The following is a 12229-nucleotide window of genomic DNA, read 5'->3' on the forward strand; positions in this document are numbered from 1 at the left end:
GGGGTGTGCCCGTCGAAACGGTGTGCGTCAGTCGCCACCGGCGATCTGCGCACCTCTGGCGGAGATGCTGCCCGGTTGCGCGGTGCATGTTCAGTTTACCGGGGGCCATGGGGCGGTTTGGCGCTTGTAATGACCCGGTGAGTAGCAGTTATGGCGAATGGCGGAGCGCGTGCCTGCAGGGCGTGCGAATCGCCATGAGCGTCTGATGGATTGAATGGGAGGTCCTATGTACAAGCATTTGTTGGTCCCGATCGACGGCTCGGCGCTTTCCCGCCGTGCGATGGATGGCAGCATCGAGCTGGCCAGGCAACTGGGTGCCCGGATCACCGGGCTGGTGGTCGAGCCCGATCTTCCGCTGGCGGTGACGAGCCGTGACGCGGAGACCTTTTCGGAGCGTATCGAGGCACACCAGAAAGGCAACGAGGCGCATGCACAGTCGCTGCTCGGGCAGTTCGAAGCCCGGGCCACGGCCGCCGGCGTCGAGTATTCCGGTGTCGCGGTGACGGCCTACATGGTCGACAGCACGATCGCCGAAGAAGCCAAACGGCTCGGTTGCGACATGATCGTGATCGTGACCCACGGGCGCGGCGCCCTGGGCGAGTTCGTGTTCGGCTCCCACGCCAAGGGGCTCATCTCCAAGACCCGCTTGCCGGTGCTGGTGCTGCATTGAAGACGGCGTCCGGAAGATGACGGACGAGGCGCCCCGGCGGGGCGGTACACAGGAGGCTCAACCCATGAATGAGACCGCGAAACCCCAAGGCGAACCGGCGATCCGGACCATCGCGATGCCGGCCGATGCCAACCCTGCCGGCGATATTTTCGGCGGCTGGCTCATGGCCCAGATGGATCTGGCCGCTGGCAACGTTGCGGCAAGACGCGCGCGCGGTCGTTGCGCGACCGTGTCGGTCGATCGTATTACCTTCCTGCGGCCGGTCTATATCGGGGACGAAGTCAGTCTCCACGCCCGGATCACCCGGATCGGGCGCACCTCGCTGACGATCGACGTCGAGGCGTGGCGACGCTCCCGTGATGGGGAGGAGCAGGTCATGGTGACGGACGCCAGTTTCGTGTTCGTGGCGCTCGACCAGGGTGGGCGACCGCGTGTCATCAATCAGGATTCGGGGCCGGTCTCCTAGGGCTGTTTGCAGAAGGCAGGCGGTCGCGCTCAAGCCTGTTCGTTTCCATGGCAAGGCGAATTGACGCAGCCTGGGTGGCCCCGAGGCAAGAAGATGCAGCGCCGCCATGGGGGCTGCCAGCGCTCCCCCAGCGCTGATCAACAGGGGTATGTTTCAAAAAATTCCACTGAGTGGAATTTGTGGGGTGCGGCGAGGGACGGTGTTGGCCTACATTGAGCGTGCAAAACAAGAGCGAATCCGCAGGTGGCGGTATTCAGCCAGCGGGGCTACAGACCATCGCGAATCAGGAGACAACCATGCGATCAACGCTTATTTCCACATTGAACCGCGGCCTTCGCCTGGCCGTCATTGCGGCCACTGCCTTCGGGGCGACGATGCCCTCGGCACAGGCTGCTTTCCCAGACAAACCCATCCGGATCGTCGTGCCGTTCTCGCCTGGCGGCGGGACTGACCTGGTGGCCCGGACACTGGGTGCCGAGATGTCCAAGGATCTGGGGCAGCCGGTGGTGATCGAGAACAAGCCGGGTGCGAGCACGATCATCGGCACCGACACGGTGGCCAAGGCCGATCCGGACGGATACACGCTGGTGGTGTCGACCATCGCCCACGCGGTCAATCCCAGCCTGATGGCCAAACTGCCGTACAACACCGACACGGATTTCGCGCCGGTGATGTTGATCGCCCGCTCGCCCAACGTGCTGGTGGTGCATCCGGACAGCCCGTACAAATCGGTTGAGGACATCCTGAAAGCGGCCAAGGCCGACCCCGGGCGGCTCACCTATGCCTCTCAGGGCAACGGTACTTCGGCGCATTTGGCCGGGGAGTTGTTCAAGTACCTTGGCCAGGTCGACATCATCCACGTTCCCTACAAGGGCGCCGGTCCGGCACTGACCGATCTGCTTGGCGGCCAGGTGGACATGATGTTCGGTACCGCAGCGGCCGTGGGCGGCTTTGTCGAGAGCGGCAAGTTGCGCGCGCTGGCGGTGACCACGGCTGAGCGTTCCCCCGCGCTTCCCGATCTGCCGACGATCGCCGAGGCCGGTTTGCCGGGCTATGTCGCCGATAGCTGGTACGGCATCTATGCGCCCGCCGGTACGCCGCCGGAGGTGATCGCCAAGCTCAATGCGGCCGCCAAGAAAGCGGCCGAGAGTGAGGCGTTCCGCAATCGGGTGCAGCCGGAGGGCCTGATGATCAACGCAGGTACGCCGGAGGCCTACGACCAGTACGTGCGCGGCGAGATCGATCGCTGGGCCAAGGTCATCAAGGCCGCCCACATCACCACCAACTGAGCGAACCACCATTGGGCGGGGGCGCTCACTCCGGGTGACTCTGCCCTTCCCAGCGTAGTTCGTCCGTCTCGATCCGGACGGCCGGAGGCAGCTCCGGTCCATGCCGGCCCCTCGGGGCGGAAGTGTTCCAGAAAATCGAAGGCGCCGACGGCGCCGGATGAATCCACGTTTGGCCTGGAGGGGTGCGTTCGTCCTGCGGACCTGCGCATACCGGGCCCTGCGTGCGTCACGACTCGGGTCGGGCCGGATCGTTGGGAACCACCGCGATCGGCCTCGTCCGAGGATGAAAAAGTGCCCGGGGAGCCGGGTCACACAAAGCCTCAGGAGGAGTTCAATGAAAGTACAAAGCAAGCGAGCGGTTGCCCTGCTCGTATCGACGCTGGCCGTCGTGCCCGGATTGACGCATGCCGCTGAACAAAGCGGCCACATGCTCGAACTCAAGGCGCGCGGGATTCATTTCGATCGGTCCTTTGAAGACTCATCGAAGGACCGCACGCAAAGCGCTCTCGGTTTGCAACTGAACTATGAATCGCCCTATCTGGCCGACGTGATCGGCGTGGGCATTTCCGGCTACAGCGTGACGCGGCTGGGGTCGTCCGGCCCCGAAGCCACCGACATCCTGTCGACGGACTCGGATGGGGACTATCACGACTCCTTCGGCAAGATCGGTCAGGCCTTCATCAAGGTGAAGTACCAGGATCTGCTCCAGGCCAAGCTGGGGCGCCAGGTCTACAACTCGATGCTGCTGTTCAGCTCGACCAGTCGCGCCATTCCCGCCTCCTACTCGGGCGGCAGCGGTGTGGTCACGCCGATGAAAGGCTTGAGCTTCTACGGCGCCATGTTCAACGAATGGTCCGCCCGGGCCGATTCGAGCTTCGAGCGTCTCAGGACCGATCGCTCCGTCGACGACGAGATCGACTATGTGGGCCTGATCGGTGCGAAGTTCGAGCAGGGGCCGGTGGCGGTGAACGTGGAATATCTGCACGCGAAGGACTACCTGAGCAAGTTCGGCCTTGTCGGCTCGTACACCTTCAGTCTGGCGGAGAAGAGCGCACTGAAACTGACCGCGGGGCTGCATACCTCGAGGGACGACGGCAAACTGTTCCTGACCGGCTCGGAAAGCGATCAGGACGACGAGGACAAGTACGCCAAGGGCGCCCGCAGCGACAACGATGGCCAGGGTGTTTATCTGCAGGCGGACTGGAACCACGGCGCATTGACACTGGGCGCCGCCGTGGCGAAGTTCGACGGCCTCTGGATCGAGGACAACTTTGCCGGCGATCATGGGCAGAATCCGTTCCCGACCGGCGGTGTGCTGGCCGACATGACCAACCGGGACGAAACGGTGTGGATGGTCCGTGGCGGTTATGACTGGAAGGAACTGGTCAATGGGGTCAAGACCACCGTCAGCTACAAGAGTGGCAGCGGCGCGCGCAACAGCCACGTGGCCAGCCTGGGCGAGGCGGACGAGGACGAAGTGGAGGCCAACGTGTTCTACGCCGTGCCGGCGGTCAAGGGTCTGAAGGTGCGTTATCGCTACCTGAAATACACCGCCGACAAGACTGGCCGGGTCGATGGTGTGAAGTCGGACGGCACAGATCATCGGCTGTACATTGACTACACCTATCGTTTCTTCTGAGCGGACGCGTGGCGAAGAACACTGCAGACTGGCTGTGTTCTTCGCCACGCATACGCGCTTGACCTGGCTTGCTTCGGATTGGCCCATGTCAGGCGATTGACCCGCCGGGTTTTAGACAGACCGCTTCCTCAACTGCCATCTCGAAGAGCGTGATCCGGCGCGCCACGCCACTGTGCACCACGAAAGTCGTGCCCGAACGCACCCCATCGGCGGCGGGTGTGGCAAAGTGCTCCGATGTCGGAGGGGCGGCAGCTCTTCTTCGAAATCTGTCGGGGTGTTCAATTGGAATCGTTCTATCAGGCTTCGCCCGAAGTGCGGGAGGAGCTCGTCGAGCAGGAGCAGTTGCTGGTCCGTGAAAGCATCGGGCTGCTGAGCCGTGGCCTTGAACCGTTCAAGGCGGTTCGCGAAATGCTGCACCTGCTGTCGGAGTTGCTCGGCCTGAACCGGGGACGACTGGTGATGCGCGAAGACGACGGCGATCAACTCGTGATCCGGGTCGCCTACGGGCTGACCCGGGAGGAAGTGGAGCGGGGGCGATACAAGATGGGCGAAGGGGTCACCGGGCGCGTGATGCAGAGCGGTGAGATTGCCATCGTCCAGGACATCGACAATGAACCTGCCTGGTTGTCGCGAGCGGTCGAGCGCATCACGCTCCCGCTGGGGACGGTCTCCTATATCGCGATGCCCATCATGGTGGACAGGCGGGTCGCCGGTGTGCTCGGGGTGCATCGTCTGAGATCACGGCAGCGACCGATCCGCGCTGATCTGCAGATACTCCAGACCGTTGCGGAGTTGATGGGGCAGATCTTCAAGATCGAGCAACTCATCGCCAAGCGCACCGCGCGTCTGCAGGAGGAAAACCGCACCCTGAAGGCCGCCTTGAACCATCGAGAGCATGGCAAGGCGAACTGGGGGATCATCGGGCAGGCGCCCAAGCTCCAGGCGGCTCTCGATCAGCTCGAACAGGTCGCGGGCACCGACGCCACGGTGATGCTGCTGGGAGAGTCCGGCACCGGCAAGGAGCTCTTCGCGCGTGCCCTGCATCTGCAGAGTCCCCGGAGCGACAAGGCCTTCGTCAAGGTCAATTGCGCCGCGATTCCGGAGACCCTCTTCGAGGCGGAGCTCTTCGGCCATGAGAAGGGTGCTTTCACCAGCGCCAATCAGCAGCGCATCGGTCGCTTTGAGCAAGCCAACGGCGGCACCCTGTTTCTCGACGAGATCGGCGATCTGCCCTTGGCCGTGCAGGTCAAATTGTTGCGCGTGCTCCAGGAGCGCGTCATCGAACGATTGGGGGGGCACACCGAGATCCCGGTCGACGTGCGCATCGTGGCGGCCACCCATCAGGACATGATGGCCCTTGTTCACGCGGGGCGCTTCCGCCTCGACCTGTTCTACCGCCTCAACGTGATTCCGGTCCGCCTGCCGGCGCTGCGCGAACGGCAGGGCGACATCAAACTGCTGGTGCGGCATTTCGTTTCGCAACTGAACCAGCAGCACCAGCGCAATGTCGTCATCACGCCGGAAGGCATGAGCAGTCTTGTCTCGTATCCCTGGCCGGGCAACATTCGCCAGCTCTACAACGTGGTTGAACGCATCGTGCTGCTCTCGAAGGGCGAGGAAATCGACGAGGATACGGTGGATCTGGCGCTGGTCACCGAGGCTCAGGGTCAATCGCTCGAAGCGTTGCCGGAACCGCAGGGAAATACGACCACGAGCGTCGTCGGCGCGGCGATGACGGAGGCGTTCGCTGCGCCTCCCCTCTCCGCCGTGCGCGACTACCGGCCGGTGCAGGGCGGCGAGCGGGAGCTGATTCACGCGGCGCTTGTCCATCACGGCGGCAACAAGTCCCGGACAGCACGAGCACTCAACCTGACCTTGCGTCAGCTCAACTACCGGATCGAGGTGCTCGACGTACCGGTCCCACCTCGAAAACCACCCAAAATGTGAACAAAATGTATACATTTTGGAAATTGTTAAAAGTGGAGTGAATTTTCAAGTCATTGTTTTAGCTTGAAAAAATCTTCTGGCACGGTTCTCGCGAATAGCCTGGCAAAGCTCAGCCACGCGGTTCCAGCCGCCCGACCAGGAGATTGTTCATGTCCTCTTCCAGCCTTGCCTCTGCGGTTGTCGAACAACCGTTCCCTGCCGTTCCCGAAGAGCCCGAAGTTCAGCTTGGAGATCTGACGGCGATTCGCTCGCTGATCCGTTCCCAGCTTGTGCCCAAGGTGCTGGACGTGGATATCAAGGCCGAGTATCCGCAGGATTTCATGCGTGCACTGGGTGCAGCGGGTGGTTTCCGTGGGGCTGCGGCGCCCGCCTTTGGTGGTAACGGCCTCGGCATGCGTCATGTGGTGGAGGTGATGGAGGCGGTGTCGGAGGAATGCCTCTCCACCGGCTTCCTGGTGTGGTGTCAGACCGCCTGCGCACGCTACATCCAGCTTTCCGGCAACGACGAACTCAAGGCGTCGATTCTGCCTCGGATCCTGTCCGGCGAGGTGCTGGCAGGAACCGGACTCTCAAACACCGTGAAGTCCTGTGACACCATCGAAGACTTCCGTCTCAGCGCCCGGCGCGTCGAAGGCGGTTATCTGATCAATGGTGTGCTGCCCTGGGTGTCGAACCTGGGCGCCGACCATGTCTTCGCCACCGGATGCCCGGTTCAGGACGAAGACGGCAAGCTGGTCTTCGTGCTCGTCGATTGTGATCAACCGGGTTTCAAGCTGCTCGACTGCGCCCGTTTCATTGGCCTGGACGGCACGCGCACACTCGCTTGCCACTTCAAGGAAAGCTTCGTGCCGGACGACAGGGTGCTCGCGCATCCCGAGGAGTCCGACGAGTACGTCAAGCGTATCAAGCCCGGCATGATTCACGCGCAGATGGGGATGGGGCTCGGACTCATCGACGCCTGCTGCAAGCTCATGCAGCAATCCAACAAAAGCCACTCGCACGTGAATCAGTACCTGGATGACCAGGTCGGGGACATCGAAACGGTGCTCGCCGGCGCACGCGAGTCAGTCTATGAGATCGCCGACGAACTGAGCGCCGGCACCGGCGCCGAGCGCATCCTCGAGATCCTCAAGCTGCGGCTGGCCGGGGGCGAGCTGTCGGTGCGCGCCGCCCACGCGGCCATGTTGCATCAGGGGGCCAAAGGCTACCTGGTGCGCAATCCCGCCCAGCGGCGCCTGCGCGAAGCCTACTTCGTGGCCATCGTCACCCCCGCCACCAAGCACCTGCGCCGCGAGATTGCGCGAATCGAATCCGGCGAGCGCTGCGACGGCATGTAAGCAACGGTTCCCATCCCTTTCCAGAGAGGCAAAAAATGAATGACGTGCTCCAAACCAACCAGTGGATCTGCAAGGTGTGCAACTGGATCTACGACGAGGCACTGGGTGCCCCTGATCATGGCATCGCGCCGGGCACCGCCTTTGCGGACATTCCGGACGATTGGTACTGCCCCGAGTGCGGTGTGACCAAGGTCGATTTCGAACCGCTCGAATTCTGAACTACCTGCAGTGACGGCACGTTCGATGCCGCGCAGCAAACACCTATCTGATCAGGAGCCCCGACATGTCTTTGCAAAATCCTTTCAATCCCGATAGCCGACTCGGCTGCAGCTGTGGTCAACATGCCAGCGAGACCGAGCACGACGCAGCAGTGGCCGACGAGGCCGCGTTCCAGCGCCGCCTGCTGGAGTCCACCGTCATGCGGGCGTTGTTCCCGCATGACGCGACACGGCGCAAGTTCCTGTCAGCGGTGGGCGCGGGAACGGCCCTGGCGGCGGTATCGAGTCTCTTCCCCTTCGAAGCCCTCGCGGCCATGGCCCAGGAGAAGGGGCCGCTGGAGAAGAAGGACCTCAAGGTGGGCTTCCTGCCGATTACCTGCGCGACCCCGATCATCTTCGCGGGTGCCGCGGACTTCTACGCCAAGGAAGGACTCAACGTGTCGCTGCAGAAGACCGCCGGTTGGGCGATCGTGCGGGACAAGGTGCTGGCCAGGGAATTCGACGCCTCCCACATGCTCTCTCCGATGCCGCTGGCGATCTCGATGGGGGTGGGGTCGAGCGCCGAGCCGATGGTGATGCCCGTGATGGAAAACACCAACGGCAATGCCATCACGCTGGCGATGAAGCACAAGGACAACCGCGACCCGAAGAACTGGAATGGCATGAAGTTCGCCATTCCCTTCGACTACTCGATGCACAACTTCCTGCTGCGCTACTACCTGGCGGCCAACGGGATCGATCCGGACAAGGATGTGCAATTGCGCGTGATGGCCCCGCCCGACATGGTCGCCAACCTGCGCTCGGGCAATATCGACGGCTTCATCGTGGCCGAGCCCTTCAATCAGCGCGCGGTGTTCGAGAAGGTCGGCTTCATCCACACCCTGACCAGCGAGATCTGGGACAACCACCCCTGTTGCGCTTTTGCTGCCAGCGAAAGTTTCGTCAAGGAGAACCCCAACACCTTCGCGGCCCTGGTGCGGTCCATCATGCGTGCCACGGTGTTCGCCGACAAGCCCGAAAACCGCAAGGGCGTGGCCGAGATGATCTCGCCGGCCAACTATCTCAACCAACCCCCCATCGTGGTGGAGCAGGTGTTGACCGGGCGCTTCGCGGACGGCCTGGGCAAGGTGCGCAACGTGCCGGACCGCATCGGCTTCGATCCCTTCCCGTGGCATTCGATGGCGGTATGGATGCTCACCCAGATGAAGCGCTGGGGTTACATCAAGGGTGATGTCAATTACAGCGACATTGCCGAGCGGGTCTTTCTGGCCACCGATGCGCAAAAGCGCATGGCGGAACTGGGGGTGGAAGCGCCCAAGAGCACCTATGCCAAGCACGTGATCCTGGGCAAGCCATTCGACCACAGCCAGCCCGACGCCTATCTGAACAGTTTCGCCATCCGGCGCGCCTAGGAGAGACGTCATGAATCGAATGAACCTGCGGGCCGGGGTGCTCTCGCTGATGCTGCTGGGTCTGTTCCTTGCCGTCTGGTATCTGGCGACGGTGCCGTCGGTGACGGATCAGACCATGAGCGCCGCAGATGCCGAGTATGCCGCGTTGATGGGCCAGGGCAGCGACAAGCATGAGGGATTCCCACCGCCGGCCACGGTGGCGGCGACCTTCGTCCATTACCTCTCAGACCCTTTCTACGATAACGGGCCCAACGACCAGGGCATTGGCATCCAGCTGGCCTATTCCCTGGTGCGGGTCGGCATCGGCTTCCTGCTGGCGACGCTGGTGGCGCTGCCGCTGGGCTTCGTGATCGGCATGTCGCCGCTCATGACCCGGGCCCTGAATCCCTTCATCCAGATCCTGAAGCCGATTTCGCCGCTGGCGTGGATGCCGCTTGCGCTCTACACGCTCAAGGATTCGGACGTTTCGGGTGTGTTCGTGATCTTCATCTGCTCGATCTGGCCGATGCTCATCAACACCTCGTTCGGCGTGGCCTCGGTGCGGCGTGACTGGATCAATGTCGCCCGCACCCTGGAGGTGGGGCCGCTGCGCAAGGCGTTCCAGGTGATTCTGCCGGCCGCCGCGCCAACGATTCTCACCGGCATGCGGATCTCGATGGGCATTGCCTGGATCGTGATCGTGGCCGCCGAAATGCTGGTGGGCGGCACGGGCATCGGCTACTTCGTCTGGAACGAGTGGAACAACCTGGCCCTGCCCAACGTGATCTTCGCGATCACCATGATCGGGCTGGTCGGGATGCTGCTCGACCTGGCCTTCGGGGCCCTGCAGAAATCCGTGACCTATCAGGACTGACACCATGACGAACCATTTTCTCAGCGTGGAAGGCCTCACCAAGGTCTATCCAACCAGTGACGGTCAAGCCGGCACCCCCGTCTTTCAAGACATTCACTTCGGTATCGACAAGGGCGAGTTCGTCTGCATCATCGGACATTCGGGGTGCGGCAAGACCACCATCCTCAACGTGCTGGCAGGGCTCGAACAGGCGTCCAGCGGCGTGGTGATCATGAACGAGCGGGAGGTCAAGGGCCCGAGTCTGGAGCGCGGTGTGGTGTTCCAGAATCACGCGCTCATGCCCTGGATGTCGGTGCTCGGCAACGTGGCCTTTGCCGTCAAATCCCGGTGGCCGGAATGGTCCCGTACCGAGATCGAGGCTCACAGCACCCGCTTTCTCGACATGGTCGGACTGGGTCAGGCCATCCACAAGAAGCCCGCCGAGCTGTCGGGAGGCATGAAGCAGCGGGTGGGTATCGCCCGCGCCTTCGCCATCCAACCCAAGATGCTGCTGCTCGACGAGCCTTTCGGGGCACTCGATGCGCTCACCCGGGGCACGATCCAGGACGAACTGCTCAACATCGTGCAGGCCACGCACCAGACGGTGTTCATGATCACCCACGACGTGGATGAGGCAATCCTCCTCGCCGACAAGGTGATCCTGATGAGCAACGGGCCGCTCGCCAAGGTCGCCGAGATCGTCGAGATCACCATGCCGCGTGAGCGCACCCGCGCCGAAATGCATCACGACCCGCAGTACTACCGCATCCGCAACCACCTGGTGGACTTCCTGGTGAATCGCTCCAAGGAGTACGCCGGTGCTGCAGCACTGCCGCACGATCCCCGGCGCCCGTGCGTGGTGCGCCCCGGATTGGTCGTGGATATGGAGCCCCAGGTGGATGAGGCCAAACGGCCGGCCGCCAAGTTGAAACAGATCGTCAACCAGTAAGCAGTTACCCCCTTCAGGAGAAAGAGCATGAATCGCAATGACGTGACTGAAATGATCATGACCGCCAAGATCGCCAAGGGCATCAAGTGGTCGGATGTGGCCGCCAGCTTCGGCCTCGCCAAGGAGTGGGTCACCTCGGCCTGCCTGGGCCAGATGGCGATGAGCGCCGAGCAGGCCAGCATGACCGCAGAGATCTTTTCGCTGCCGGCTGAGGCCATCCCCGTTTTGCAGGCTGTCCCGTACAAGGGATCGCTGCCCACTGCCGTGCCCACCGACCCGCTGATCTACCGTTTCTACGAACTCATCAACGTGTATGGCACCACGTTCAAAGAGCTTATCCACGAAGAATTCGGCGACGGAATCATGTCCGCGATCGACTTCAAGATGGATCTGAAGCGCGAGGCCCATTCGGCCGGTGACCGCGTCGCCATCACCATGTCGGGCAAGTTCCTGCCCTACAAGACCTACTGATCACGCCATTCATTTCTGATTCCAGATCCTTACGGAGCAATGTCACATGAGCACTCAATCGTCCCATACCTACCTGCGCCCCATCGACCGTGATGGCCTCATGAAGTTTGCCGAGGCCGGCCGCGAAAACCCCGAGCGTCGCGGTGTGAACAAGGTTCACACCGTCATGCAGGGGCAGTACCGCTCCTGGAGCTTCGTCGGCATCCACAACCCCGTGGTGGTCGATGAGCCCCTGCACCTGTTCGGCGAAAATACGGCGCCGGCACCGGGTGAGATCGTGCTGTCGGCCCTCGGTGGCTGCCTGGCGGTGGGCATCACGGCGGTGGCCACCCATCGCGAGGTGAAGTTGTCACGCCTCGAAGTCTTCATGGAAGCCGAGATCGGCAACACCGCCGCCTGGGGCGCGGGCGGCGCGGATCGGAAGCCGGAGCAAATGGGTTTCCAGAACATCCGGGTGAAGGTGCTGGTGGAAGGCGATGCCAGCCGCGAGGCCCTCGACGACATCGTCAAGCACGCCAACTACTACTCGCCGGTGGCCAACAGCATGCGCAACCCGATCGCGTTCGAGATCGGCACCATCGAAGCCGCCGAGGCCTGAGACGATGAGCAAGTCGTTTTCCGTGATCACGGGTGACGTCGGCAAGGCGCTTGCGCAACTGCGCAGCGCCGTGCCGGAGACCATGAAGGGCTTTGGCCAGATGTCTCAGGCCGCGCTCTCCGACGGCGCGATGTCGCCCCTGCAAAAGGAGCTGATCGCACTGGCCATCGGTGTGTCCTCGCGCTGTGATGCCTGCATCGGCTTTCACGTCAAGGCCTTGCACAAACTGGGCGTCACCCGGGAGCAGCTCATGGAGACGCTGGCGGTGTGCATCTACATGGGCGGTGGTCCGACCCTCATGTATGCCGCCGAGGCGGTACGCGCTTACGACGAGTTTGCGCCGGTCGAGGCCGCAGTGGCCTGAACTTCAACCTCTATCGCGTTCCGTCCGTCCGGCCCGT

Annotated in this window: 13 protein-coding genes; all 13 read left to right on the plus strand. The window is 62.7% G+C overall.

The window, feature by feature from the left end; all coding sequences use genetic code 11:
- Positions 1-226: 226 nt before the first annotated feature.
- The 13 genes from J0W34_RS04270 (at position 227) to J0W34_RS04330 (ending at position 12192) form a co-directional block, all read left to right on the plus strand.
- Positions 227-670: a universal stress protein gene (locus tag J0W34_RS04270; RefSeq protein ID WP_230970819.1), complete on the plus strand. Its 444-nt coding sequence runs from the start codon at positions 227-229 to the stop codon at positions 668-670.
- Positions 671-734: 64 nt separating this feature from the next.
- Positions 735-1136: an acyl-CoA thioesterase gene (locus tag J0W34_RS04275; RefSeq protein ID WP_230970820.1), complete on the plus strand. Its 402-nt coding sequence runs from the start codon at positions 735-737 to the stop codon at positions 1134-1136.
- 296 nt (positions 1137-1432) lie between these two features.
- A complete protein-coding gene (locus J0W34_RS04280; protein ID WP_230970821.1) occupies positions 1433-2425 on the plus strand; it encodes a tripartite tricarboxylate transporter substrate binding protein in 993 nt (330 codons plus the stop codon).
- Between the two features lie 334 nt (positions 2426-2759).
- Positions 2760-4064 carry an OprD family outer membrane porin gene (locus J0W34_RS04285; RefSeq protein WP_230970822.1) on the plus strand — a complete coding sequence of 435 codons (1305 nt, stop codon included), beginning with the start codon at positions 2760-2762 and terminating at the stop codon, positions 4062-4064.
- Positions 4065-4346: 282 nt separating this feature from the next.
- Positions 4347-6011, plus strand: a complete 1665-nt coding sequence (locus J0W34_RS04290) for a sigma-54 interaction domain-containing protein (protein ID WP_230970823.1) — start codon at positions 4347-4349, stop codon at positions 6009-6011.
- Between the two features lie 149 nt (positions 6012-6160).
- Positions 6161-7348 carry an acyl-CoA dehydrogenase family protein gene (locus tag J0W34_RS04295; RefSeq protein WP_230970824.1) on the plus strand — a complete coding sequence of 396 codons (1188 nt, stop codon included), beginning with the start codon at positions 6161-6163 and terminating at the stop codon, positions 7346-7348.
- Positions 7349-7383: 35 nt separating this feature from the next.
- Positions 7384-7566 carry a rubredoxin gene (locus J0W34_RS04300; RefSeq protein ID WP_230970825.1) on the plus strand — a complete coding sequence of 61 codons (183 nt, stop codon included), beginning with the start codon at positions 7384-7386 and terminating at the stop codon, positions 7564-7566.
- A 65-nt stretch (positions 7567-7631) separates the two neighbouring features.
- Positions 7632-8978 carry an ABC transporter substrate-binding protein gene (locus J0W34_RS04305; RefSeq protein WP_230970826.1) on the plus strand — a complete coding sequence of 449 codons (1347 nt, stop codon included), beginning with the start codon at positions 7632-7634 and terminating at the stop codon, positions 8976-8978.
- A 10-nt stretch (positions 8979-8988) separates the two neighbouring features.
- Complete coding sequence (gene ntrB, locus J0W34_RS04310) at positions 8989-9831, plus strand: nitrate ABC transporter permease (RefSeq protein WP_230970827.1); 843 nt, start codon at positions 8989-8991, stop codon at positions 9829-9831.
- 4 nt (positions 9832-9835) lie between these two features.
- Entirely contained in the window at positions 9836-10759 is a 924-nt protein-coding gene (locus tag J0W34_RS04315; RefSeq protein WP_230970828.1) for an ABC transporter ATP-binding protein, read from the plus strand.
- 27 nt (positions 10760-10786) lie between these two features.
- Entirely contained in the window at positions 10787-11230 is a 444-nt protein-coding gene (gene cynS / locus J0W34_RS04320) for a cyanase (protein WP_230970829.1), read from the plus strand.
- Between the two features lie 46 nt (positions 11231-11276).
- A complete protein-coding gene (locus J0W34_RS04325) occupies positions 11277-11828 on the plus strand; it encodes an OsmC family protein (protein WP_230970830.1) in 552 nt (183 codons plus the stop codon).
- A 4-nt stretch (positions 11829-11832) separates the two neighbouring features.
- Positions 11833-12192 carry a carboxymuconolactone decarboxylase family protein gene (locus J0W34_RS04330; RefSeq protein WP_230970831.1) on the plus strand — a complete coding sequence of 120 codons (360 nt, stop codon included), beginning with the start codon at positions 11833-11835 and terminating at the stop codon, positions 12190-12192.
- Positions 12193-12229: the final 37 nt, after the last annotated feature.

This window comes from Nitrogeniibacter aestuarii, assembly GCF_017309585.1.
Taxonomy (GTDB): domain Bacteria; phylum Pseudomonadota; class Gammaproteobacteria; order Burkholderiales; family Rhodocyclaceae; genus Nitrogeniibacter; species Nitrogeniibacter aestuarii.